The sequence below is a fragment of the Corynebacterium falsenii genome (assembly GCF_020099275.1).
Taxonomy (GTDB): Bacteria; Actinomycetota; Actinomycetes; order Mycobacteriales; family Mycobacteriaceae; genus Corynebacterium; species Corynebacterium falsenii.
The window spans coordinates 17,271-39,348 of sequence record NZ_CP083646.1 but is presented as its reverse complement, the minus strand read 5'-3'; the positions used below and the strand labels follow the sequence as shown (position 1 = coordinate 39,348).

General features: G+C 62.6%; 27 protein-coding genes. 21 read left to right on the top strand and 6 right to left on the bottom strand.

The window, feature by feature from the left end:
• The first annotated feature begins 115 nt into the window (after nt 1-115).
• Nucleotides 116-952, top strand: a complete 837-nt coding sequence (locus tag LA343_RS00205; protein ID WP_144084523.1) for a hypothetical protein — start codon at nt 116-118, stop codon at nt 950-952.
• A gap of 17 nt (nt 953-969) precedes the next feature.
• Here LA343_RS00205 and LA343_RS00200 read toward each other — a convergent pair whose 3' ends face one another.
• Nucleotides 970-2,799 (bottom strand): molybdopterin-binding protein, encoded by a 1,830-nt coding sequence (locus LA343_RS00200; RefSeq protein WP_025403558.1) that lies wholly within the window; start codon nt 2,797-2,799, stop codon nt 970-972.
• Nucleotides 2,800-2,803: 4 nt separating this feature from the next.
• Nucleotides 2,804-3,061: a MoaD/ThiS family protein gene (locus LA343_RS00195; protein WP_025403557.1), complete on the bottom strand. Its 258-nt coding sequence runs from the start codon at nt 3,059-3,061 to the stop codon at nt 2,804-2,806.
• 73 nt (nt 3,062-3,134) lie between these two features.
• On the opposite strand from LA343_RS00195, the gene moaC reads away from it, so the two are divergent.
• From moaC to LA343_RS00175, 4 genes are read left to right on the top strand one after another with little or no spacing between them, the layout of a single operon-like run.
• The gene (moaC, locus tag LA343_RS00190; RefSeq protein ID WP_025403556.1) at nt 3,135-3,638 is read left to right on the top strand and encodes a cyclic pyranopterin monophosphate synthase MoaC; all 504 of its coding nucleotides are present in this window, start codon (nt 3,135-3,137) and stop codon (nt 3,636-3,638) included.
• A complete protein-coding gene (locus LA343_RS00185) occupies nt 3,631-4,134 on the top strand; it encodes a MogA/MoaB family molybdenum cofactor biosynthesis protein (RefSeq protein ID WP_025403555.1) in 504 nt (167 codons plus the stop codon). Before moaC ends, LA343_RS00185 begins: the two co-directional genes overlap by 8 nt.
• Nucleotides 4,127-4,600: a molybdenum cofactor biosynthesis protein MoaE gene (locus LA343_RS00180; RefSeq protein ID WP_039910983.1), complete on the top strand. Its 474-nt coding sequence runs from the start codon at nt 4,127-4,129 to the stop codon at nt 4,598-4,600. The genes LA343_RS00185 and LA343_RS00180 overlap by 8 nt, the downstream gene beginning before the upstream one ends.
• Entirely contained in the window at nt 4,600-5,700 is a 1,101-nt protein-coding gene (locus LA343_RS00175) for a ThiF family adenylyltransferase (protein ID WP_025403553.1), read from the top strand. The genes LA343_RS00180 and LA343_RS00175 overlap by 1 nt, the downstream gene beginning before the upstream one ends.
• Nucleotides 5,701-5,824: 124 nt before the next feature.
• Here the strand turns inward: LA343_RS00175 and LA343_RS00170 are convergent, their stop codons facing one another.
• The 4 genes from LA343_RS00170 to LA343_RS00155 all read right to left on the bottom strand — a co-directional run bounded on the left by LA343_RS00170 (nt 5,825) and on the right by LA343_RS00155 (nt 10,621).
• Complete coding sequence (locus LA343_RS00170) at nt 5,825-6,319, bottom strand: hypothetical protein (protein WP_025403552.1); 495 nt, start codon at nt 6,317-6,319, stop codon at nt 5,825-5,827.
• Nucleotides 6,320-6,887: 568 nt separating this feature from the next.
• On the bottom strand, nt 6,888-7,835 hold the full coding sequence (gene fdhD / locus LA343_RS00165; RefSeq protein ID WP_025403551.1) for a formate dehydrogenase accessory sulfurtransferase FdhD: 948 nt from the start codon (nt 7,833-7,835) through the stop codon (nt 6,888-6,890).
• Between the two features lie 12 nt (nt 7,836-7,847).
• On the bottom strand, nt 7,848-10,190 hold the full coding sequence (locus tag LA343_RS00160; protein ID WP_025403550.1) for an FdhF/YdeP family oxidoreductase: 2,343 nt from the start codon (nt 10,188-10,190) through the stop codon (nt 7,848-7,850).
• 95 nt (nt 10,191-10,285) lie between these two features.
• Entirely contained in the window at nt 10,286-10,621 is a 336-nt protein-coding gene (locus tag LA343_RS00155) for a DUF6457 domain-containing protein (protein WP_025403549.1), read from the bottom strand.
• Nucleotides 10,622-11,072: 451 nt separating this feature from the next.
• Between LA343_RS00155 and rpsH the strand changes: the two genes are divergently transcribed.
• The 16 genes from rpsH to rplQ all read left to right on the top strand — a co-directional run bounded on the left by rpsH (nt 11,073) and on the right by rplQ (nt 22,063).
• A complete protein-coding gene (rpsH, locus tag LA343_RS00150) occupies nt 11,073-11,471 on the top strand; it encodes a 30S ribosomal protein S8 (protein ID WP_025403548.1) in 399 nt (132 codons plus the stop codon).
• 14 nt (nt 11,472-11,485) lie between these two features.
• Nucleotides 11,486-12,022, top strand: a complete 537-nt coding sequence (rplF, locus tag LA343_RS00145; protein ID WP_025403547.1) for a 50S ribosomal protein L6 — start codon at nt 11,486-11,488, stop codon at nt 12,020-12,022.
• Complete coding sequence (gene rplR / locus LA343_RS00140; RefSeq protein WP_025403546.1) at nt 12,022-12,432, top strand: 50S ribosomal protein L18; 411 nt, start codon at nt 12,022-12,024, stop codon at nt 12,430-12,432. The genes rplF and rplR overlap by 1 nt, the downstream gene beginning before the upstream one ends.
• Nucleotides 12,433-12,472: 40 nt before the next feature.
• The gene (gene rpsE, locus LA343_RS00135) at nt 12,473-13,120 is read left to right on the top strand and encodes a 30S ribosomal protein S5 (protein ID WP_025403545.1); all 648 of its coding nucleotides are present in this window, start codon (nt 12,473-12,475) and stop codon (nt 13,118-13,120) included.
• A 3-nt stretch (nt 13,121-13,123) separates the two neighbouring features.
• On the top strand, nt 13,124-13,309 hold the full coding sequence (gene rpmD, locus LA343_RS00130) for a 50S ribosomal protein L30 (RefSeq protein WP_025403544.1): 186 nt from the start codon (nt 13,124-13,126) through the stop codon (nt 13,307-13,309).
• 5 nt (nt 13,310-13,314) lie between these two features.
• On the top strand, nt 13,315-13,761 hold the full coding sequence (gene rplO / locus LA343_RS00125; protein ID WP_025403543.1) for a 50S ribosomal protein L15: 447 nt from the start codon (nt 13,315-13,317) through the stop codon (nt 13,759-13,761).
• A 365-nt stretch (nt 13,762-14,126) separates the two neighbouring features.
• The gene (gene secY / locus LA343_RS00120; protein ID WP_025403542.1) at nt 14,127-15,455 is read left to right on the top strand and encodes a preprotein translocase subunit SecY; all 1,329 of its coding nucleotides are present in this window, start codon (nt 14,127-14,129) and stop codon (nt 15,453-15,455) included.
• On the top strand, nt 15,452-15,997 hold the full coding sequence (locus tag LA343_RS00115) for an adenylate kinase (RefSeq protein ID WP_025403541.1): 546 nt from the start codon (nt 15,452-15,454) through the stop codon (nt 15,995-15,997). Before secY ends, LA343_RS00115 begins: the two co-directional genes overlap by 4 nt.
• 141 nt (nt 15,998-16,138) lie before the next feature.
• Nucleotides 16,139-16,933, top strand: a complete 795-nt coding sequence (gene map / locus LA343_RS00110) for a type I methionyl aminopeptidase (protein WP_025403540.1) — start codon at nt 16,139-16,141, stop codon at nt 16,931-16,933.
• Between the two features lie 144 nt (nt 16,934-17,077).
• Nucleotides 17,078-18,289: a dicarboxylate/amino acid:cation symporter gene (locus LA343_RS00105; protein WP_025403539.1), complete on the top strand. Its 1,212-nt coding sequence runs from the start codon at nt 17,078-17,080 to the stop codon at nt 18,287-18,289.
• A gap of 189 nt (nt 18,290-18,478) precedes the next feature.
• Nucleotides 18,479-18,700 (top strand): translation initiation factor IF-1, encoded by a 222-nt coding sequence (gene infA / locus LA343_RS00100; RefSeq protein ID WP_005519800.1) that lies wholly within the window; start codon nt 18,479-18,481, stop codon nt 18,698-18,700.
• 243 nt (nt 18,701-18,943) lie between these two features.
• Entirely contained in the window at nt 18,944-19,312 is a 369-nt protein-coding gene (gene rpsM, locus LA343_RS00095; protein WP_025403538.1) for a 30S ribosomal protein S13, read from the top strand.
• A 3-nt stretch (nt 19,313-19,315) separates the two neighbouring features.
• Entirely contained in the window at nt 19,316-19,720 is a 405-nt protein-coding gene (gene rpsK, locus LA343_RS00090; RefSeq protein WP_025403537.1) for a 30S ribosomal protein S11, read from the top strand.
• Nucleotides 19,721-19,745: 25 nt separating this feature from the next.
• On the top strand, nt 19,746-20,351 hold the full coding sequence (gene rpsD / locus LA343_RS00085; RefSeq protein WP_025403536.1) for a 30S ribosomal protein S4: 606 nt from the start codon (nt 19,746-19,748) through the stop codon (nt 20,349-20,351).
• Between the two features lie 91 nt (nt 20,352-20,442).
• Nucleotides 20,443-21,456, top strand: a complete 1,014-nt coding sequence (locus LA343_RS00080; protein WP_025403535.1) for a DNA-directed RNA polymerase subunit alpha — start codon at nt 20,443-20,445, stop codon at nt 21,454-21,456.
• Nucleotides 21,457-21,499: 43 nt separating this feature from the next.
• Nucleotides 21,500-22,063 carry a 50S ribosomal protein L17 gene (gene rplQ / locus LA343_RS00075; RefSeq protein ID WP_025403534.1) on the top strand — a complete coding sequence of 188 codons (564 nt, stop codon included), beginning with the start codon at nt 21,500-21,502 and terminating at the stop codon, nt 22,061-22,063.
• Nucleotides 22,064-22,078: the final 15 nt, after the last annotated feature.

Genomic DNA, 22,078 nt, shown 5'->3' with positions numbered 1-22,078 from the left:
GGCCAGAATTCAAAGATTTTCGCGGAATTCTGCCTAAAGTGAAGGGGGAAGAGTGTGCGTCGAAAGATTGTTGCAATCGGATTGCGATCGAATAGGCACAATGGAGGAAATCACCATGGCAGGAAAAGAAAAGCCATTTCATACCCCGCTCGTGGCAGTGTCTGCGCTCAGTGCGGCGGCGCTGATTCTGGCGGGATGCAGCGATTCCGGGTCGTCGGGCGGGGAGGGGGCTTCGGCTCCGGCTAGCAGCAGCTCGAGCTCCAAGCCATCGCCGAGCGTGAAGCCGGCCGAGGACTCTCAAGGTCAGCGTTCCGAGAGCGACTATCCCCGCTTTTCCGCGGGTGCGAACACCACCGAAGGCTTCGCGCAGAATGTCCACGGTGAGTTCGTGAGGCAATGGGTGAAGACCGGGAAGACGGACGTGACCGTGACTGCGAGCTCCCCGTCCACCGGGTTGACCTACGATATGGCCTGCTCAGGGAAAGAAACGGTTCACTGCACCGGCGGTAATGATGCCCACGTGTACATCTACGCGAAGGGCGTCGCCGGCGGTGGCGATGGGACCGCGGAAGCCCAGGGGGCTCAGGGCGGCGGGGGCAGCGCAGTGGCACCCGGGCAGCACCGCTTCAGCGGAGTGATTCGCTCCATGACGATGCAACAGTTCGCATCGACCTACGATCCCAATTACCCGAACTCAGTCTTACCAGGGACGAACATCGTCTTCCTGCAGCTCGATAGCCCGCAAACCGTGACCGCGACGAGCGGTGACGGACAGCGCCAAAGCTCGCGGCAGACGAATGAAGTGCTCCTCGACTACAGTCATGGCCCTTCACAGAGTCAGTACGCAGGCCGGGATGGTGAACGGGTCACCATTGATGTGCCGCTGTCGCAGTGCCGGTGGCCGTCGGATACCCGGCCGCCAGTAGGTGCTCTGGGTTGCGAATTGGGGTAGGAGCCCCGCTCCACCACCTAGCCCAGCGGCAGCCCCGGAACCACTGCGCCCTCTGGTGCACCCGTGGCTGGAACCACGAGTAGCGCGTCGGCGTGGGCGTAGCCGCTAAGCATGTGTGAATTGGTGCGGGTCATGGGGATGGCCGTACATTGTCGCTCTGTATTCTTCACCACCCGCGCCGGGATCAACCGGGTGCGCTGCTTTGTGATCGCCGGGATCGCCTCGCCGACAACGTAGGGCACTGTCGCCGGGAATTCGCCACCGTTGGCCACGGCCAGCGCCGGTTCCAGAAAAGAATGCAGCGCCACGTGCGCGGCCAACGGATTGCCCGGCGCGCCGATGATGAGCTGGATCCGCGAGCCACGCTCCCGCGCCGCCAGCAGGGTGGGATGCCCCGGCGCGCATCGCACCGATTCCGCCAGCACCACATCCGCAGTCTCCGTAATGAACCGCCGCGCGAAGTCTTGGCCGCTGTGTCCCGACCCGCCGGTAATCACCACGATGTCTGCCTCCGCAGACTCTAGCCATCCCTCAACCTGCTCCGGATCGTCGCGCAGCCGAGTGACACTGCGCACCGTCCCGCCCAGCTGCTCCACGAGCGCCGGGAACGATCCCGAAAACGCATCGCGCACTTCACCCGGCCCCGGAATCCCAGAGGTAGTCACTTCGTTGCCGGAGAAAGCCAGATCGACCGTCAGCGCAGGCAGCGCCGGCACCGAATCCACGCCGCATGCGCCCAGTAGTGCGAGATGCCGCGGTTGCAGCAGCGTCCCCTGCGTCACCAGGACCTCTCCGGCGTGCAGTTCCTCGCCTGCGTGCCGGATATCAGCCCCGGTGCGCACCGTGATGCCATCGAGAAGCCGCAACTCGCCATCGCGGACCTCGGAATGTTCGCTGCGCACCACCGTATCCGCGCCTTCCGGCAGCAGTGATCCGGTGAGCACCGGCAGCGCCTGGCCCTCGCGCAGCGTCCCGCCGGTCCGGTGGATGTTGCGCCCCTGCACGCCCTCGGACGGCTCGGCCAGCAGCTCCCACGGCCCCGGACCGGCCACCGCGTAGCCATCCATCGCCGACGATGTGTAGTGCGGCACGTTCATCGGGGACTCTATATCCGACGCCACAACCCGCCCCACACCAGGAGCCATAGGTATCGCCCGGGCCGTCCTGTCCAGGTAGAGTCGCTCCGCGACGGCGGCGACGCGATCGCGGGCGCTCGTCCACTCAGCCGGGCCGGGGCGCATGCCGATTCCAGCGGCCTGCGCCTGCTCCCACGTATCCACATCGCGCGACACCTCGGCGCTGAGCGGAACCGGGCACACATCCAGCGTGTCGAAGACTGCGCGGATCGAGCCACCTCGCACGCCTGCGAAGGCCGCGGCTGTGGCCTGGGCATCGACCAGGCTGAGCAGCGGCTGCGGGTGGCCATCAGCCTCGGCGACCCACGCCTGTGCTCCGGGGTTCTCAGAAGCCGCTTCCAGCAGGGCGGCGATCGCCGCGGCAGGGTTCACCACATCGGCGGCGAGGATGAGCACCCGCGCGTCGCGCTCGCGGGCCCCGTCCCCCTCGAGCTGGCGCACCCCGGCGGCGATGGCGCTCGCCGGGCCGGACCACACCGGTTCCTCCCGCACCCGCTCAACGTTGCCAGGAAAATCCATCGGTGGACCGACCACCACGCACCGGCCTCCTTCGGGAAGAACATCCCGGGCGCTACCGATGCAGTGGTCGATGAGGCGCAGGGGTGTGGCGTCGGATAAAAATTCCAACAACGGCTTCGCCGGGGTGCCCACGGGCGCCGATGTGCGCATGCGGCTGGAGCGGCCACCGGCCACGATGATGGCATGCAGCACGGGCCTAACCTCCGGCAAACGGGGGCAGAACGTCCAGCTGATCGCCGGGCTGAACCTGCGCATCAGCATCCACCCGGGTGCCATTAAGCAGGAAGGAACAGCGCGGGAAGATCCCCGCCAGCGTGAGACCGCCGGCCGTGCGCTGGGTGTGCTCGGCTCCGAGACGCTCGAGCAGATCCGCCAGGGGACCCTGCCATTCCACCTGCTCAGAGGCCGAGCCACGGGCAGCGCGGGCGGCGGCGAAGTACCGGATAGTAACCATGAGCACCAGCCTAGCGACCCACCGCGCGCGTGTACGGTAGGGGTGAAAAACCTGCCGTCCAACAGGAGCAACCATGCCCGAATCCGCCTCGCCCACCGCGCCCACCTCGCCCACCGAACTGACCCACGTGCGCGCCGACGGCTCCGCCCACATGGTGGACGTCACGGAGAAGAAGGAGACCTCCCGCACCGCCGTGGCCACCGCCACGGTGCGCACGACACCGGAGGTCATCGGAATGATCTTCGACGCCGACCTGCCGAAGGGCGATGCCCTGCCCGTCGCGCGCGTGGCCGGGATCATGGGGGCGAAGAAGACACCGGAGATCATCCCGCTGTGCCACCCGCTGCCGCTGGGCAAGATCACCATCGACTTTGAGCGCGGCGAGGATTCCGTGGCGATCAAAGGGTCAGTGAAGACCAGGGGAGTCACGGGTGTGGAGATGGAGGCGCTGACGGCGGTGACCACGGCGGCGCTGACGATTTACGACATGATCAAGGCCGTGGATAAGCACGCGGAGATCACGTATGTGCGCGTGCTCGCAAAGTCTGGCGGGAAGTCGGGGGATTGGAGTGTCTAGTGCGCCGGATCGTCAACGCACAGCCGAGGTGATCGTTGCCTCCACCCGCGCGGCGAGCGGGGAGTACGAGGATCGCTCCGGGGCGCTAGCCGTAGCGTGGCTACGCGACCGCGGTTTCGAGGTGCCCGAGGCGATCATCGTGGCCGATAAGGATATGCCCGGCTACCTGGGGCAACGCCTCGCCGATCCTGCGCGGCTGCCGCGCATTCTGCTCACCACCGGCGGCACCGGCCTGGCCGCGGATGACCGCACCGTGGAAACCGTGCGCCCCTACCTGGACAAGGAACTGCCGGGCGTGATGATGGAGTTCTTCCGCCGCGGGGCGCAGAGCGTGCCGACCGCCGTGCTCTCCGGCGGGGTGGCTGGCACCGTGGGGCGGACCTTCGTGATGACCCTGCCGGGATCCACCGGGGGCGTGAAGGACGGCCTGGCGGTGCTGGAGCCGCTTATCGAGCACATTGTGGCGATGCTGGAAGGGAACACGAACCATGACTGATCCCGCACACGTGACCGACCCCGCGTACGTGGCCAAGCAGACCGGCGTGGTCGTGCACGCCGAAGTCACCGACGCTCCCCTGGAACCCCTGCTCGCAGACGCCAAGCGCACCACCGCCACCGAAGCCATGGGGGCGCTCGTGACCTTCGAGGGCATCGTCCGCGATCACGATGGCGGCGCGGCCGTGACGGCCCTGACCTACACCGCCCATCCGCAGGCCACCGACTTCATGCGCGAGGTGGTGGAGTCCGTGGTGTCCGGCCATCCCGAGGTTCGCGCGTGGGCCGCACACCGCACCGGCCCGCTGCGCATCGGGGACCTGGCCTTCGCTGTGGTCGTGGCCGCCGCGCACCGAGGCCCCGCGTTCGCCGCCGCTGAGGAGATCGCCGACCGGGTGAAGGCTGAGGTACCGATCTGGAAGGAACAGGACATGGCGGATGGCTCGACCGTGTGGGTGGGGCTGTAATGGGCAAGAACAATAATGACAACAGTACAGCATCACCCGATGCCCAGTGGATCGCCCGCTACCGCCGCCAGCTCACCCTCGAAGGCTTCGGCATGGCGGCCCAGCGCCGCTTAGCCCGCTCGCATGCCGTGGTCATCGGCGCCGGTGGCCTGGGCGCTCCGGCGCTGCTGTACCTCGCGGCCGCAGGGGTGGGGCACATCACCGTTATCGATGACGACACCGTGGAGCTTTCCAACCTCCACCGCCAAATCATCCACACGGAAACCGCCATCGGCGAGCTGAAGGTAAACTCCGCCGCCGAGCAGATGCGCCAGCGCAATAGCCACATCACCATCACCGCAGTTCAGGCCCGGATCACAGACGCCACGGCGGACGACCTCATCGCCACCGCCGACGTGGTCCTCGACGGCACCGATAACTTCCCCGCTCGCTACGCCACCTCCGCGGCCTGCTCCCGTGCACGCGTTCCTCATATCTGGGGTTCGATCCTTGGGTTCGACGCCCAACTCTCCGTCTTCTGGCAGGGTCATGGTCCGGTGTACACGGATGTGTTCCCCGAAGCCCCGCCGGCGGGGGCTGTGCCGAGCTGTGCAGAGGCAGGCGTGCTGGGGCCTCTCGTGGGAGTGGTCGGCACCGCGATGGCCTTAGAGGCCGTGAAGATCCTCGGGGGAGTGGGCGAGCCCTTGGTGGGCGTGATCGCTTATCTTTCCGGGATGAGCGGACGGTGGGAGTACATCGAGCTGGCGACCCCGGAAGGCAGTGTGCCCGTGAGCACCCACGAGGAGGTGCAGGTGGGGGAGGCGCTGGTGGCGTCGAACGAAGAAGGCGAGCTGCTGATAGACGTCCGTGAACAGGGCGAATACGATGCGTTCCACATTCCGGGGGCGCGGCTGGTGCCCCTGAGCGGGCTGCGCCAGGACGTGCCCGAGGGGCTGGTCGCAGAGCTGAAGAGCGAGCTGCGGCGCGGACGCGATGTGGTGGTGTACTGCGCGGCGGGCGTGCGTTCGCGGGAGGCTATTGAGATCCTCGCGGCGGCGGGCGTGGAGGGCCTGCGCAACATGGATGGCGGGATCAACGCGTGGCTGGACAGTGGGGTGTGAGATAGCCGAGGCGTGCCTTCCCTCTGCCATGAGCATCTGCTGAGACACCGGAGAACGCACAACGTGCCCGCTCGAAAGATCGAGTCAGGCACGGTGTGGATGAACTGGGAAAACCGCAAGCAGGTTAGCTAGCCTGCTTGGATTGGTTCGACTGGGCTGCGTTGTTGGAGTGCGCGGCCTGGTGTTCCTGTTGGAGGCTGGTCATGGCGGCATCGACCTTGCTCTGGTCGATGTTGAGAGCTGCGGCGAGATCCTTGTTGAACTGTTCCCGTCGTTGCTGCTCTTGCTGCTTGTGCTGTTCGGGGGTGAGGTTTTGGTCCTTGGCTGGCTTCGGGTCGTTCTTGTGTTCGTCGCGAACCTTCTGCAGCGCGGCGTTGAGGGTGTTCTGGTCAACGCCAAGCTTCGAGGCTAGCTCCGCGTTATCCTTTCCTTGGTTGCCGAATCCCTTGTGGTGTCCGTGTTGGTGCTGTTGGTTCCCATTACTCGAAGCGGAGGCCTGGGTGCTCTGCTGTGCATCGGGGGTTGCGGCCCACGCAGTTGCTGCGCCACCTGAGGCAAGAACTGCGGTTGCAGCGATGATCGCTGCAGCCTTGGTGCGGGTGGTTGACATGATTGACATGAAAGGAATCCCTTCCTAGCAGGTGAGACAACCAGAGAATTCTGGCGCCTAGTTCACAGTTGGGGCGGTTGAGTTGTCCAACTGCTTGAAGACGAAAGGTAATGAGCGACTGTTGGATAAGGCTGTTAGAGATTCCCGATTTCATTGCTAACAACATAGGGAGTCTGGGGTGTGTACCAAGGGAACAGGATGAGGAAACTCTGGGCAGGGTAGGGCTGTTTCTGGGAAGCCAGCCGCCACGTGGGTAAAGAGGGGGCTGGAGGCGAAGCGTGTTCGCAGGGAGCACTAGCCACGCGCCGTATGGGGGCAGCAGCGGCGGCGATAGTGGTGCTCCCGGATCAGGAAAAACTGCAGCTTCCCCAAAGGAATCGCCGATGACTGCAGGAAGTAAGGTGTCCAGCGCCTACGGCTCGCGAAGTTCTGACTCAAGAATTAGGCGATTGAGCGCAAGGAACGACCCTAAAAATGGGACCAGGCCTTGACTCTGATGATCATTATTTGCACCTCACTACCTTTGCTCGTGCTTCTCAGGCTAGGTTGACGAGTCAGCCGAGGTCTGAAGGTTGGTCTACGCCAGCGAGCCCGAGTAGAGGTTGAACCGGCTGTCGCGGGTGAAGCCCGTGAGGAACAACCCAGTCTCCTTGGCAAGGTCCACCGCCAGCGAGGTTGCCGCGGAGACGGCGACGAGTCCAGAGAAGCCAGCGAGCACGGCCTTTTGCACCAGCTCGAAGCTCGCGCGCGAAGTCATGACCAAGTACAGGCCTTCCGCAGGCAGCTGATCGTTCATGAGCAGCGCTCCGATCACCTTGTCGGCGGCGTTGTGCCGGCCCACGTCCTCCCTGACGAGGAGCACGTCGCCATCGCCGCTGACGGCACCGGCCGCGTGGATTCCACCGGTGCGCCGGAACGCTTTCTGACTAAAGCGGATCTTCTCCGGCAGGCTGACCACGAACTCCGCCTCCGGGCGGACGGGTCGGATGGGGTAGCGGCGGCGCTTCACCAGATCCTCGATAGACGTGGTGCCGCAGATACCGCACGCGGACGTGGTGATGACGTTGCGCGTGGGAAGCGCGGCGGAGTTGCCCTGCGTGGGCTGGTCGAACTCGGCCTGGTCGAACACTGGTTGGTTGAGCAGCGGTAGGGGGATACCCGCAGAATCTGATGGCTGCGATCGGCGCAGTTCCACGTCGATGGTGTTGTACGTGTTCTGCCCACCAGGGCCCACGGCCCCGGCGCAGTAGCGCATCGTCACCACGTCATCACGGTCGTGAATCACATCTTCGGCATGCAACAAACCGTGCACCAGCTCGAAGTCGTTGCCAGGCGTGCGCATCGTGGTGGTGAAGTCTTCGCCATCCACGCGGATCTGCAGTGGTTCCTCCACGGCCAGGGAGTCCGCCCGCGTGTCCACCGAGACCTGCACCGGGTTCTGCGCCGGGTTCTGCACTGAGCCTTCAGCAGCCGGCTCCAGCCGCACCTTTGTTACGCGGCTGTTCGCCGTCAAACGATTGCCCATACAGCAGCTGGCCTACTTGTCCGCAGCGGCCATCTCGGGCATATCGCTGGCAGTCTTGCCCAGCGGCTCCATCCGGATGATCGTGGACTTCGAGACCGGAGTGTTGGACCCCTTCACCGTGTGATCCAGCGGAATGAGCTGGTTGGCCTCGGGGAAGTAGGTGCTCACGCAGCCACGGGCGTGGTCGTAAGCCACCACACGGAAGTTCGGTGCCCGGCGCACCTCGCCGTGCCACTCGGACACGAGATCCACCATGTCGCCATCCTTGAGCCCCTGCTCACGTAGGTCCTGCGGGTTGACGAACACCACGCGGCGGCCGTTCTTGATGCCGCGGTAACGGTCATTGAGGCCGTAGATCGTGGAGTTGTACTGGTCGTGCGAGCGAACCGTGTTCATCATGAAGTGGCCCTCGGGCACCTGCACGGCGTTCACCGGGTTCACCGTGATGTGTGCCTTGCCATCATCGGTGTTGAAGGTGCGCTCCCGCGGGCCGTTGGGTAGGTAGAACCCGCCGGGCTTTTCCAGCCTGCGGTTGTAATCCTCGAATCCGGCAATGGTGGCCTCGATGTGATCGCGGATCACGCCGTAGTCGTCGATCATCGGCTGCCAGAAATCATCCCCAAAGGTCTCGCGGCCGATGGAGCAAATGATGTCCACCTCGCTGCGCAGATCGAGGTCGTCGTTGGCGGTGCGGTGACCGTACGAGATGTGCACCTTGCCCACCGAATCCTCCACAGTGATGCCCTGGTGGCCGCCGGCCTGCATGTCCTTATCCGTGCGAGCCCGCACGGGCAGGATCAGCGACTTCTCGCCCGGCCAGGCGTGCGAACCATTCGGCTTGGTGGACAGGTGCACGGTCAGCTCGTTGGCTGCCATGCCGCGCTCCACCACGCCCGTATCGGAGGCCACGCGCACCAGGTTGCCGCCCAGCGACATGAAGAATTTCACCTTGCCATCGCGCATGGCGCGCAGGGAATCCACGGTGTCGTGGCCGTGCTCGCGGGGAACATCGAAGCCGAAGTGATCCTGCAGCGCTTGTAGGAAGTGCTCCGGCATCTTCTCCCAGATGCCCACGGTCCGGTTGCCCTGCACGTTGGAGTGCCCACGCAGCGGGGCGGTGCCGGCACCGGGCTTGCCGATGTTGCCGGTGAGCAGCAGGGTGTTGACCATCTCCTGGATCGTGGCGACAGCATCCACGTGCTGCGTCACACCGAGGGTCCAGGAAATGACCATCGTATCGGCGTCGACGATCTTTTCGACCATCGCCAGGATTTCCTTGCGGCTTATCCCGGACGCCACCTCCAGCTCGCGATCATCCAGGCTGAGAAGGTGCTTCTTCGTCTCTTCGAACCCGGAGGTGAAACGCTCGATGAACTGGTGATCGAGGGCGTCTCGCTTGATCAGTTCCTTGTTGACCGCCTGGAAGAGAGCGCGGTCGCCGTCGAGGCGCACCTGCATGTATTGGTCGGCGAGCTTGTGCTTCCGGCCCAGCAGGGTAGCGGCTTCCTGGGGCTCGCGGAAGTGCATGAGCCCGGCCTCCGGCATGGGGTTGATCGCGATGATCTTGCCGCCGTTTTCCTTACAACGCGTAAGCGCAGTCAGCCCGCGCGGGTGGTTCGTGCCCGGGTTCTGGCCCACCGAAATGAACAGGTCGGTGGTGTGGATGTCGTCGATGGTCACCGAACCCTTGCCGAGCCCCAGAGTGGCGCTCAGTGCGGTGCCGGTGGTTTCGTGGCACAGGTTGCCACAGTCCGGCAGGTTGTTCGATCCCATGCGGCGAGCCAGCAGCTGGTAGGCGTACGCCGCCTCGTTACTGGCCTTGCCGGAGGTGTAGAACACGGCCTCTTCCGGCGCGGTGGTGGTGAGCTGATCGCGGATGATCTCGAAGGCGCGCTCCCAGGACACGGGCCGGTAGTGCTCGTCGCCGCTGGAACGGTCGTAGAGCATCGGTTCGGTGATGCGGCCGCGCTTGCCGAGCCAGTGGTCGGTCTTTTCGCGGAGCTCCTCGATGGTGTAGCGAGCCCAGAAGTCGCGGTCAGCTCGGTCGGAGGTGGTTTCCTCCGCGATGGCCTTGGCGCCGTTTTCACAGTATTCCTGGATGTTCAGGTCGTGGTGATCGGGCTCGGGCCAGGCGCAGCCGGGGCAGTCCACGCCGCCCGGCTTGTTCATCGTGATGAGGGGCAGCAGGCCGCGGTTGGGAACCGCGTGCGTCATCGCGTGGAAAACAGCGCTGTAGCCAGCTGCGGTGTCCTTCTTCTTCGAGACCTTGGGGTGGTCAAACCGGTTCGCGGTGGGGTTAACCGGGTTGCCGGCCTCGTTGCGTTCTGCGGTGGGCTGGTTCTGGAGGCTCGTCATGGTGACTAGCTTATACGCCTCGTGCGACACCAACCTAGGGTCATAGCAATTTTCTCGTGCCTGCGCCGGTGGCCCGATTGGGACCTCACCGGGGCTTAGCGGGCGGCTTCGGCGACGGGGGCGAGGGCCTGCTCGATGGCCTCCTGCAACGCCTCCGGCGACCGGTCCGCGCTGTTCAGTCCCGCAGCAAGTCCCACCAAAAACGCCGTGACAGGGGCAGACGGGCGTGATCGGTTGTGCGCCACGTCCTTGGTGAGGTCGAGTATTGGTTTGACGCCATCACGCTGCACCTCCTGAGGGAGGTCAAGGATATCGGCGACCTGCGCTAGCCACTCGTGGGCTTTGAGCATCTCCTCGGGGCTGCCTTTTCCCTTCTTGCTGGCCGGATTCGATGCGCCGGTGGTGCTGGAATTAGTGCTGTTCTGATCCATTGGGGGTCCTTATCTACTGCTACCTACTAGTACTTACTGTCTAGTACCTACCGCTGCCTACATTATTTACGGTCAACGCTGTGCCGCAGTGTCCAGTGCAGTATCACAGCGAGTTGCCACAGTGTCGCGATCGTCCAGCGTCGGAATGAACGAATGCTCCGAGTGGTTCGGGGAGCGGGATTTGTACTAGTTTGCGCTGGTTGCTAGGCTTGTTCAGTCTTCTTGTGGCTAATTTGACCACGGAAGTGTGTCCCCGCGCGTGACGTGGGGAAACGAACTTGTACATCAACTTTGTTGTAGGCCCCTTGCCCCAAGCGGCCGTGCGGCAACTGGCAGCGAGCGGCCCATGCTACTGAGCATGGAGCGGCGTGAGTGGCCATCAGCGCGCGGTACACGCCACTGATATGGGTGAGATGGGAACCGCAACAAGAAAGGCACTAGGTCACCAAACATGACCATGACTGATCCTATCGCGGACATGCTGTCCCGCGTGCGGAACGCCAACAACGCGTTCCACGATTCTGTCTCCATGCCTTCCTCCAAGATCAAGGCCAACATCGCCGAGATCTTGAAGCAGGAAGGTTACATTGCTGACTACACCGTCAATGACGCCAAGGTTGGCAAGACGCTGGACATCGAGCTGAAGTACGGCCCGCACCGTGAGCGTTCCATCGCCGGTCTGCGCCGCGTTTCCAAGCCGGGTCTGCGCGTTTACGCAAAGTCCAACGATCTGCCGAAGGTTCTCGGCGGCCTGGGTGTGGCTATCATCTCCACCTCTCAGGGCCTGCTGACCGACCGTGAGGCCAACAACAAGGGCGTGGGCGGAGAAGTCCTCGCCTACGTCTGGTAAGAGGAGGTCTAACCATGTCTCGTATTGGCAAGGCACCGGTGGCCGTTCCCTCTGGCGTCACCGTCACCATCAATGGCCAGAGTGTCGAGGTCAAGGGCCCGAAGGGTTCCCTGACCCAGGATATTCCGGCTCCGATCTCCGTGGCACAGGAAGACAACGAGCTCGTTGTCTCCCGCCCCGATGATCACCGCAAGAACCGCTCTTTGCACGGCCTGTCCCGCTCCCTGATCAACAACATGGTCGTGGGCGTGACCGAGGGCTACACCATCAAGATGGAAATCTTCGGTGTTGGTTACCGTGTGCAGCTTAAGGGTAAGAACCTGGAGTTCGCTCTGGGCTACTCTCACCCCATCCTGATCGAAGCACCGGAAGGTGTGACGTTCGCGGTTGACGGAAACACCAAGTTCTCCATCACCGGTATTGACAAGCAGCAGGTCGGCCAGATCGCAGCGAACATCCGCCGCCTCCGCAAGGATGATCCTTACAAGGGTAAGGGCATCCGCTACGAGGGTGAGCAGATCCGTCGCAAGGTCGGAAAGACGGGTAAGTAATGAGCAACACTGCATCCAACAAGTCCGGCAAGCGTCTCCCGGTGGGCAAGGACATCTCCACCCGCCGTCGCGATGCACGCGCACGCCGTCACTTCCGTATCCGCAAGACCCTTTCCGGTACCCCCGAGACCCCGCGTCTCGTGGTGCACCGCTCTTCCCGCCACATGAGCGCACAGGTCATCGACGACACTGCAGGCCACACCCTGGTCGCAGCGTCCACGATGGAAGCCGACGTGCGCGCCATGGAGGGCGACAAGAAGGCACGCGGTGCCAAGGTTGGTCAGCTGATCGCCGAGCGCGCCAAGGCTGCTGGCATTGAAGCTGTGGTCTTCGACCGCGCTGGCTACAAGTACCACGGCCGCGTCGCCGCTCTGGCCGACGCCGCTCGCGAAGGTGGTCTGAAGTTCTAATGATCAACACCATTAACAACACCAACGGAAGGAACGCGTGATGTCGGGACGTGACCGTAACGGCGGACGCTCCGCCGAGAACAACGACAACAACGAGCGCAACGATCGCAACCACCGCAACAACGACCGTGGTGGCCGCAACGATCGTCGCAACCAGCAGCAGGACGAGCGCAACCAGTACATCGAGCGCGTGGTGACCATCAACCGCGTGTCCAAGGTTGTCAAGGGTGGTCGTCGCTTTAGCTTCACCGCACTGGTCATCGTGGGCGATGGTCAGGGCATGGTGGGCGTTGGCTACGGCAAGGCCAAGGAAGTTCCCGCCGCAATCCAGAAGGGCGCGGAGGAAGCTCGCAAGAACTTCTTCCGCGTGCCCATGATCAACGGCACCATCACTCACCCGGTTCAGGGTGAGGCCGCAGCAGGCATCGTCATGATGAAGCCCGCTGCCCCCGGTACCGGTGTGATCGCCGGCGGCGCTGCCCGCCCGGTTCTGGAGTGCGCAGGCGTGCAGGACATCCTGTCCAAGTCCCTCGGCTCCGACAACGCCATCAACGTGGTTCACGCCACCGTTGCTGGCCTGAAGCAGCTGGTTCGCCCAGAAGAGGTTGCTGCACGCCGCGGCAAGTCTCTCGATGAAGTTGCACCTGCCGCTATGCTGCGCGCACGTGCTGCAGGACAGGGGGCTTAAGCCATGGCACTGAAGATTACCCAGCTAAAGGGTACTGTTGGAACGAAGCCGAAGCAGCGTGAGTCGCTGCGTTCCCTTGGCCTGAAGCGCATCGGACAAGAGGTTGTTCGCGAGGACACCCCGGTCGTCCGCGGTCAGATCAACACCGTGCGCCACATGGTCAAGGTTGAAGAAGTGGCAGGGGAGTAGGAATTATGAGCGATCCAATCAAGCTCCACGACCTCCGTCCCGCCAAGGGCGCCAACAAGCCGAAGACCCGTGTGGGTCGCGGTGAGGCCTCCAAGGGTAAGACCGCCGGTCGTGGTACCAAGGGCACCAAGGCCCGCAAGCAGGTTTCGGCCGCATTCGAAGGTGGCCAGATGCCACTTCACATGCGCCTGCCGAAGCTCAAGGGCTTCAAGAACCCGGCGAAGGTTCCTTTCCAGGTTGTGAATGTTTCCGACCTGGAGAAGGCCTTCCCCAATGGTGGCGACGTCACCATCGCAGACATCGTCTCCGCTGGCTTGGTTCGCCCCAAGCTGCCGGTGAAGATCCTCGGCGACGGCGACATCAGCGTGAAGCTGAACGTCACCGCTAACAAGTTCTCCCGCTCCGCTAAGGAGAAGATCGAGAACGCTGGCGGCACCACCACCGAGGCGTAATACACCTCAGCGCTATCGATGCATTCGATAGTCGCACTGTGATGCTGCACAGTTCATCCCCGTCCACTTCGGTGGGCGGGGATTTTTTATGCCCCACATGGGTGCGCCCCCGATAACTAGTCTCTTGGCACACAGAAGTGATCCCGAATTGCCCGAGGATGCCGAAGATCCAGGAGGAGCAGAGCGGTGGAGCCAAGTTCAGGTGTCGACGAAATGTGCAGTAGCGGGCGCTTACGCGACTAAAAGTTTTCTCATTGCCGGTGGTGCTGATAGGATTCGGAGGTTGTACATCAGTCCGCAGCTTGCACCAAAGAGAGTCAACTACTCACCATGGCTGTGGCTGGCACCCAAACCAGGAGGCTAGTTTGTCCGCCATAGTCTCGGCGTTCCGGAACGCGGATCTTCGCAAGAAGCTGCTTTTCACCATCGCGCTGATCGTTCTGTACCGAATCGGAGCTCAAATCCCGACCCCCGGTATCGATTACGCACTCATCACCAAGCAGGTCGAAGATCTGACGAACAACTCGGCGATGTACTCGCTGATTAACTTGTTCTCCGGTGGTGCGCTGCTGCGTCTATCGATCTTCGCCGTGGGCATCATGCCCTACATCACGGCATCCATTATTGTGCAGCTGCTCACCGTGGTGATTCCGAAGTTCGAGCAGCTCAAGAAGGAAGGCCAGACCGGCCAAGCCAAGATGACGGAGTACACCCGTTATCTCACCGTGGCTCTGGCATTGCTGCAATCTGCGGGCATTGTGGCACTGGCTGACCGTCAGCAGCTCCTCGGCCAGGGTGTTCCGGTACTCAAGGAAAACGTGGGTGTCTTCGGCCTCACCACCATGGTGCTCATCATGACCTCCGGTGCTGTATTGCTGATGTGGATGGGCGAGCTCATCACCGACCGCGGCATCGGTAACGGCATGTCCCTGCTGATCTTCGCCGGCATCGCCACCGCACTGCCGGCAGAGGGCGCCAACATCCTCTCCAACTCCGGCGGATTCGTTTTCGCCGCTGTGGTGGTGGGCGTGCTGCTGCTCGTCGTCGGCGTGGTGTTCATGGAGCAGGGCCAGCGCCGTATCTCCGTGCAGTACGCAAAGCGCATGATTGGCCGCCGCCAGTACGGTGAGACGTCCACCTACCTGCCGCTCAAGGTCAACCAGGCAGGCGTGATCCCCGTGATCTTCGCGTCCTCGCTGCTGACCGTCCCGATCCTCATCACGCAGATCATTCAGTCCGGCAGCGCCGGCGCAGCTCAGGACAACTGGTGGAACCGCAACGTCGTTGCTGTGCTCTCCAACCCTGCTGCTTGGCAGTACATCGTTATCTACGTGCTGCTGATCATCTTCTTCTCCTTCTTCTACGTCTCCGTGCAGTACGATCCCTACGATCAGGCAGACAATATGAAGAAGTACGGTGGCTTCATCCCTGGTATTCGCCCCGGCCGTCCCACGGCGGAGTACCTTGGATATGTAATGAATCGTCTGCTGGTCGTCGGTTCCGTCTACCTGGCTCTGATCGCCATCCTGCCGAACATTTTGATTAACATGGGTGTTCAGACAGGTGCTGGAGGCAGCTCCCAGATGCCATTCGGCGGTACTGCCATCCTGATTCTTGTGTCCGTGGCTCTGACCACGATCAAGCAAATCGAATCTCAGATGATGCAAGCTAACTACGAAGGATTCCTGAAATGAGACTAGTTCTTCTCGGCCCTCCCGGCGCTGGCAAGGGCACGCAAGCCTCCCTGCTCTCCGACTCCCTCAAGGTCCCGCACATCTCCACCGGTGACCTGTTCCGTGACAACATCAGCCGCGGCACCGACCTGGGCAAGGAAGCCCAGGAGTACATGGACGCTGGAAAGCTCGTTCCCACCTCCGTCACCGCCAACATGGTTCGCGATCGCCTCAGCCAGTCGGATGCTGCCGACGGATTCCTTCTGGACGGCTTCCCCCGCACCATCGAGCAGGCAGAGCTGCTCGAAGAGATGCTCAAGGAAAGCGGCCACTCCCTCGATGCCGTGATCAACTACGTCGTTTCCGAGGACGTTGTGGTGGAGCGCATGCTCGCCCGCGGTCGCAATGACGACAACGAGGAGACCATCCGCACCCGCCTGCAGGTCTACCGCGATCAGACCGCTCCTCTGATCGACCACTACGCCGACATCCTGCTCAACATCGACGCAGAAGGCACCGTGGAAGACATCAGCACCACCACGCTGGACGCCTTGGACCAGTAATCCCCGCGGCGCCCCGATAACACCCGTGGCAGCAAGAACGAAGCCCCCGCCGGACCTCGTCCGGCGGGGGCTTCGCGGGTGGGGTGGCGTCGAAAACAAAGAAGAACAATCCACTACGAATCCCCGCAGAGGAAGGACACAATGGGCTTCCGGAAAACAAAGAAGCAGATCCCCGCGAAAACCCCCGAGCAATTGGACGCCATGCAGGCCGCAGGCGAGATCGTCGGCCGTGCGCTGCAGGCGGTGAAGAAGGCCGCCGCGCCCGGCGTGACAACTCTCGAGCTCGACCAGGTGGCCGAGGACGTGATCCGCAGCGCCGGAGCCGTCCCCACCTTCAAGGGCTACGGCGGATTCCCCGGGTCGATCTGCAGCAGCGTCAACGAAATGATCGTCCACGGCATCCCCAGCAAGGACGTGGTCCTCGCTGAAGGCGACCTCGTGAGCATCGACTGCGGCGCCACCTACCAGGGCTGGGTGGGCGACTCCGCGTGGACCTTCGGCATCGGCGAGATCAGCGACGAGCACGACAAGCTCAACCGCGCCACCGAATGGGTGCTCATGGAAGGACTCAAGGCGATGGTCCCGGGCAACCGGCTCACCGACGTATCCTGGGCGCTCGAGCAAGCCACCGAGAAGGCCGAGGCGAAGTTCGGCGTTGACCTGTGGATCGTCGACGGGTACGGCGGCCACGGCATCGGTCACACCATGCACGAAGACCCATACCTCGCCAACGAGGGTCGGCCGGGCAAGGGGCCGATCATCCAGGAAGGCTCCGTGCTCGCCATCGAACCGATGCTGGCGCTCGGCACAGCGGATTCCATCGTGCTCGAGGACGAGTGGTCCGTAGTGACCGAGGACGGATCCTACGCCTCACACTGGGAGCACACCGTGGCCGCCACGAAGGGCGGACCGCGCATCCTTACGCCGCGGTACTAAACAGCGATACTGAAACAGCGGTACTCAACGGCCCCGCGGCACCGGCCGGGGGTACCACACGGCTATAAGAATCCGCAGTACACGCGGTAGGGTGAGACCACCTTGACCGGTTAACTGACGAATCATAGAGGATATCTCACGGCCATGAACCTCTCGCGTATAACGCATAGCCTCCTTTTCAAAATCATCATCGCGATCATTCTGGGCATCGTCTGCAGCTTCTTCTTCCCGGAGTGGCTCGCCCGCGTGTTCGCCACTTTCAACGGCTTGTTCAGCGGCTTCCTGGGCTTCTTCGTCCCAGTGCTGATCTTCGCCCTGATCACCCCTGCGATCGCCAGCCTCGGTCATGGGGCGGGGAAGTGGCTGGGTGTCACCGCCGGCATCGCCTACGTATCCACGGTCATCTCCGGCCTCATCGCCTTCGGCGTATCCCAGGCCGTGTACCCGTGGCTGCTCAAGGGCACCTCGATGGTGAAGGCCGTGGACATCGAGGAGGCTGCGATCTCCCCGTACTTCAAGGTGGATATGCCGGCGCCGCTGGAGGTCATGTCCGCGCTGCTGCTGGCCTTCACGGTGGGCATCGCGATGGCCGCGATCCGCGCGAACACGCTGCAAAGTGGCGCTGAGGAGCTCCGCGACGTGGTGATGCGCGTCATCGAGCGCTTCATCATTCCGCTGTTGCCGCTGTACATCTTCGGTGTGTTCCTAACGATGGGCATGAACGGCAACCTTAAGACCACGCTCACCGCCTTCGGTAAGGTGCTGGTGCTGGCCACGATCATGACGTGGGTTGTGCTGCTCATCCAGTACCTGCTCGTGGGCGCGTACGCGCGCATCAACCCGTTCACTGCACTGAAGAACATGCTTCCGGCGTACTTCACCGCGTTGGGCACGTCGTCGTCTGCCGCCACGATCCCGGTGACGCTGAAGGCTGTCCGCAAGAACGGCGTGACCCAGTCGGTTGCAGACTTCGTGGTCCCGCTGTGTGCCACGGTGCATCTGTCCGGTTCCATGCAGAAGATCGCGCTGTTTGCGTTCTCGATCGTCTACATGACGAACCTGGACATGTCCCCGGGCGTGGCCATGGGCTTCATCTTCCTGCTGGGCATCATGATGGTCGCGGCTCCCGGTGTGCCTGGCGGTGCGATCATGGCCGCGGTGGGCCTGCTGCAGTCCCAGCTTGGCTTCGACGACGGCCAGGTGGCCCTCATGATCGCCGCCTACATCGCCATCGACTCCTTCGGCACGGCGTGTAACGTCACCGGGGACGGCGCTATCGCCCTGGCCGTCAACAAGCTCGCCCGCGGTGAGCTCCGCAAGAGCGATTCGCAGGTGCGCTCCGAGGTGTCCAGCTAACGCTGTCCGGTGGTTCGCCTTCTTTTTCTCGATGCCAGAATTTTGCGTTATCGCAGGTCGCGTGTAGAGTTGACCGTTGGTGTTGATCTTTTCGGCTGCCCTGACGGGGCCAGCCGGTGAATGAGGATCGCATCGCAGTAGCAAACGATCACCCAACTGGCGTGCATACGCTGGGGAAACGTGGAGGATATGGCAAAGAAGGAAGGCGCCATCGAGGTCGAGGGTCGCATTGTCGAGCCCTTGCCGAACGCGATGTTCCGTGTCGAGCTGGATAACGGCCACAAGGTTTTGGCCCACATCTCAGGCAAGATGCGCCAGCACTACATTCGTATCCTCCCCGAGGACCGGGTTGTGGTGGAGCTGTCTCCCTACGACCTGACTCGCGGACGCATCGTTTACCGCTACAAGTAAAACGTAAGCCTCCACACATCCAAACCGGCAGCGCACAGTTGATGTGCCACCGGCCACTACCTCCGGCCGCGGCGGCTGGAGCCCTCCGTCCAACGCGTTGATTGTCAGCGTGTTGGTTTCTTCCTGTTCAGGGGAGAATGCTGCAAACGAGTTTTTGGGAAGTTTTCCGGTAAGACCGTGGCAGCAAGGATATTCAGGGACGAGTGTGGAGAAAACCGCCGCTGAACCGGAAGGAACTGCCATATGGCACGCCTTGCTGGTGTTGACCTGCCACGCGAAAAGCGCATGGAGGTCGCACTGACCTACATTTTCGGAATCGGCCCCGCCCGTTCCAAGGAGCTGCTGGAAAAGACCGGCATCTCTCCTGACCTTCGTTCCAAGGATCTGACCGACGAGCAGCTGTCTGCTCTGCGTGACGTCATCGAGAACACCTGGAAGGTCGAGGGTGACCTCCGCCGCCAGGTGCAGGCCGACATCCGTCGCAAGATCGAGATCGGCTCCTACCAGGGTCTGCGTCACCGTCGCGGCCTGCCCGTTCGCGGTCAGCGCACCAAGACCAATGCACGTACTCGTAAGGGTCCCAAGAAGACGATCGCAGGAAAGAAGAAGTAATACATGGCTGCTCCGAAGAGTGCACGCGGCCGCCGTACTGGCCGTCGCGTCGTCAAGAAGAATGTGGCCAACGGCCACGCATACATCAAGTCCACCTTCAACAACACCATCGTGTCCATCACAGACCCGAATGGTGCCGTCATCTCCTGGGCCTCTTCCGGCCACGTCGGCTTCAAGGGTTCTCGTAAGTCCACCCCGTTCGCCGCACAGATGGCTGCTGAGTCCGCTGCCCGCAAGGCAATGGAGCACGGCATGAAGAAGGTTGACGTTTTCGTCAAGGGTCCGGGCTCCGGCCGTGAGACCGCCATTCGTTCTCTGTCCACCGCAGGCCTCGAGGTTGGCACCATCGCTGATGTCACCCCGCAGCCCCACAACGGCTGCCGCCCCCCGAAGCGTCGCCGCGTTTAAGACAAGAAAGGATAGGGATTAACTCATGGCTCGTTATACCGGCCCCGCAACCCGCAAGTCCCGTCGCCTCCGCGTCGACCTCGTCGGTGGTGACAGCTCCTTCGAGCGCCGCCCGTACCCTCCGGGACAGGCTGGCCGCGCTCGCATCAAGGAGTCCGAGTACCTCCTGCAGCTGCAGGAAAAGCAGAAGGCAAAGTACACCTACGGCGTGCTGGAGAAGCAGTTCCGTCGTTACTACGCCGAGGCTAACCGCCAGGCAGGCAAGACCGGTGACAACCTGGTCATCCTGCTGGAGTCCCGCCTCGACAACGTTGTGTACCGCGCAGGTCTGGCACGCACCCGCCGCCAGGCTCGTCAGCTTGTCTCCCACGGTCACTTCACCGTGAACGGCAAGAAGATCAACGTGCCTTCCTTCCAGGTCTCCCAGTACGACATCATCGACGTGCGCGAGAAGTCCCGCTCGATGCTGTGGTTCGAAGAGGCTCAGGAGCGTCTGGTCGACGCCGTTGTTCCGGCGTGGCTCCAGGTTGTTCCGTCCACCCTGCGCATCCTCGTGCACCAGCTGCCCGAGCGCGCTCAGATCGACATTCCGCTGCAGGAGCAGCTGATCGTCGAGCTCTACTCGAAGTAGTAGTTGACTTTCCGCACCGTCTTCCACTCCCGGAAGCGGTTTCCCTCTACCGGCGTCATATAGCGGTCGCCGAAAAGGAGAAGTTTTCACAATGCTCATCTCTCATCGCCCAGCGCTTACTGAGGAATACATCGATGAGTCGCGTTCCCGGTTCGTCATCGAACCACTGGAGCCCGGTTTCGGTTACACCTTGGGTAACTCCCTGCGCCGTACGCTGCTGTCTTCCATCCCCGGAGCTGCAGTGACGTCTCTGCGCATCGATGGTGTGCTCCACGAGTTCACCACCATCCCGGGTGTCAAGGAAGATGTCTCCGACATCATCCTGAACATCAAGTCCCTGGTGCTGTCCAGCGATTCGGACGAGCCCGTCACCATGTACATCCGCAAGGAAGGTGCAGGCGAAGTTACCGGCGCTGACGTTATGCCCCCGGCTGGTGTTGAGGTCCACAACCCGGACCTGCACATCGCTACCCTGAACGAGCAGGGCAAGCTGGAGATCGAGCTGGTTGTGGAGCGTGGCCGTGGCTACGTGCCCGCCGCAAGTGCTTCTTCTGAAATCGGTCGCATTCCGGTCGATCAGATCTACTCCCCGGTTCTTAAGGTCAGCTACAAGGTCGAGGCCACCCGTGTGGAACAGCGCACGGACTTCGACAAGCTGATCTTGGACGTGGAGACCAAGAACTCCATCACCGCTCGCGATGCCATGGCATCCGCGGGTAAGACCCTGGTGGAGCTGTTCGGCCTGGCCCAGGAGCTCAACTACGAGGTTGAGGGTATCGAGATCGGCCCGTCGCCGCAGGAGAGCGAGCACATCGCTGCCTACAGCATGCCGATCGAGGACCTGAACTTCTCCGTTCGCTCCTACAACTGCCTCAAGCGCGAGGAGATCCACACTGTTGGTGAGCTGGCCGCTCGCACGGAGTCCGATCTGCTGGACATCCGCAACTTCGGCCAGAAGTCCATCAACGAGGTGAAGGTCAAGCTCGCCGGCTTGGGTCTGGGCCTGAAGGACGCCCCCGAGGGATTCGACATCAATGACATCGAAGGCTACGACGCCGAGACCGGTGAATTCATTGATACCGAGGGCGAGGACATCGCGGAGTAAGTCGCTTAACAGCGCTCAATAAACATCCACACGAGGAGAAGAAATGCCTACCCCAAAGAAGGGCGCCCGCCTTGGCGGTTCTGCTTCCCACCAGAAGAAGATCCTGTCCAACCTCGCTGCTCAGCTGATTGAGCACGGCGCCATCAAGACCACGGACGCTAAGGCCAAGCTGCTGCGTCCCTACGTCGAGAAGATCATCACCAAGGCTAAGCGCGGCACCCTGGCTGACCGTCGCAACGTCTTGAAGCTGATCCCGAACAAGGAAGTTGTTGCTTACCTGTTCAACGATCTGGCGGAGAAGTTCGCCGATCGTCCCGGCGGCTACACCCGCATCATCAAGCTGGAGAACCGTAAGGGCGACAACGCCCCGATCTCCCAGATCTCCCTGGTGACCGAGCCGCTGGCTTCCACCGAGGCAGAGCGCGCTACCCGCGCCGCTGCGTCCAAGAAGGCTGCTGAGGCTGAGTCTGCTGAGGCAACCGAGGCTGAGAAGTCTGACGCTCCTGAGGTTGAGGCTGACACCGCAACCGACGCTGACGCCAAGGCTGAGGCCGACGCCGCAGAGGCTGACGAAGCTGCTGAGGCTAAGGACGCTGAGGAGAAGTAGGTCCCACTACCTCCC

What these genes read in the sequence shown, in the direction of transcription:
- LA343_RS00205 (WP_144084523.1), top strand. Translation starts at nt 116, where the DNA reads ATGGCAGGAAAAGAAAAGCCATTTCATACCCCGCTCGTGGCAGTGTCT.
- LA343_RS00195 (WP_025403557.1), bottom strand. Translation starts at nt 3,061, where the DNA reads ATGGTTACTATCCGGTACTTCGCCGCCGCCCGCGCTGCCCGTGGCTCG.
- moaC (WP_025403556.1), top strand. Translation starts at nt 3,135, where the DNA reads ATGCCCGAATCCGCCTCGCCCACCGCGCCCACCTCGCCCACCGAACTG.
- LA343_RS00180 (WP_039910983.1), top strand. Translation starts at nt 4,127, where the DNA reads ATGACTGATCCCGCACACGTGACCGACCCCGCGTACGTGGCCAAGCAG.
- LA343_RS00175 (WP_025403553.1), top strand. Translation starts at nt 4,600, where the DNA reads ATGGGCAAGAACAATAATGACAACAGTACAGCATCACCCGATGCCCAG.
- LA343_RS00170 (WP_025403552.1), bottom strand. Translation starts at nt 6,319, where the DNA reads ATGTCAATCATGTCAACCACCCGCACCAAGGCTGCAGCGATCATCGCT.
- fdhD (WP_025403551.1), bottom strand. Translation starts at nt 7,835, where the DNA reads ATGGGCAATCGTTTGACGGCGAACAGCCGCGTAACAAAGGTGCGGCTG.
- LA343_RS00160 (WP_025403550.1), bottom strand. Translation starts at nt 10,190, where the DNA reads ATGACGAGCCTCCAGAACCAGCCCACCGCAGAACGCAACGAGGCCGGC.
- LA343_RS00155 (WP_025403549.1), bottom strand. Translation starts at nt 10,621, where the DNA reads ATGGATCAGAACAGCACTAATTCCAGCACCACCGGCGCATCGAATCCG.
- rpsH (WP_025403548.1), top strand. Translation starts at nt 11,073, where the DNA reads ATGACCATGACTGATCCTATCGCGGACATGCTGTCCCGCGTGCGGAAC.
- rplF (WP_025403547.1), top strand. Translation starts at nt 11,486, where the DNA reads ATGTCTCGTATTGGCAAGGCACCGGTGGCCGTTCCCTCTGGCGTCACC.
- rplR (WP_025403546.1), top strand. Translation starts at nt 12,022, where the DNA reads ATGAGCAACACTGCATCCAACAAGTCCGGCAAGCGTCTCCCGGTGGGC.
- rpsE (WP_025403545.1), top strand. Translation starts at nt 12,473, where the DNA reads ATGTCGGGACGTGACCGTAACGGCGGACGCTCCGCCGAGAACAACGAC.
- rpmD (WP_025403544.1), top strand. Translation starts at nt 13,124, where the DNA reads ATGGCACTGAAGATTACCCAGCTAAAGGGTACTGTTGGAACGAAGCCG.
- rplO (WP_025403543.1), top strand. Translation starts at nt 13,315, where the DNA reads ATGAGCGATCCAATCAAGCTCCACGACCTCCGTCCCGCCAAGGGCGCC.
- LA343_RS00115 (WP_025403541.1), top strand. Translation starts at nt 15,452, where the DNA reads ATGAGACTAGTTCTTCTCGGCCCTCCCGGCGCTGGCAAGGGCACGCAA.
- map (WP_025403540.1), top strand. Translation starts at nt 16,139, where the DNA reads ATGGGCTTCCGGAAAACAAAGAAGCAGATCCCCGCGAAAACCCCCGAG.
- LA343_RS00105 (WP_025403539.1), top strand. Translation starts at nt 17,078, where the DNA reads ATGAACCTCTCGCGTATAACGCATAGCCTCCTTTTCAAAATCATCATC.
- infA (WP_005519800.1), top strand. Translation starts at nt 18,479, where the DNA reads ATGGCAAAGAAGGAAGGCGCCATCGAGGTCGAGGGTCGCATTGTCGAG.
- rpsM (WP_025403538.1), top strand. Translation starts at nt 18,944, where the DNA reads ATGGCACGCCTTGCTGGTGTTGACCTGCCACGCGAAAAGCGCATGGAG.
- rpsK (WP_025403537.1), top strand. Translation starts at nt 19,316, where the DNA reads ATGGCTGCTCCGAAGAGTGCACGCGGCCGCCGTACTGGCCGTCGCGTC.
- rpsD (WP_025403536.1), top strand. Translation starts at nt 19,746, where the DNA reads ATGGCTCGTTATACCGGCCCCGCAACCCGCAAGTCCCGTCGCCTCCGC.
- LA343_RS00080 (WP_025403535.1), top strand. Translation starts at nt 20,443, where the DNA reads ATGCTCATCTCTCATCGCCCAGCGCTTACTGAGGAATACATCGATGAG.
- rplQ (WP_025403534.1), top strand. Translation starts at nt 21,500, where the DNA reads ATGCCTACCCCAAAGAAGGGCGCCCGCCTTGGCGGTTCTGCTTCCCAC.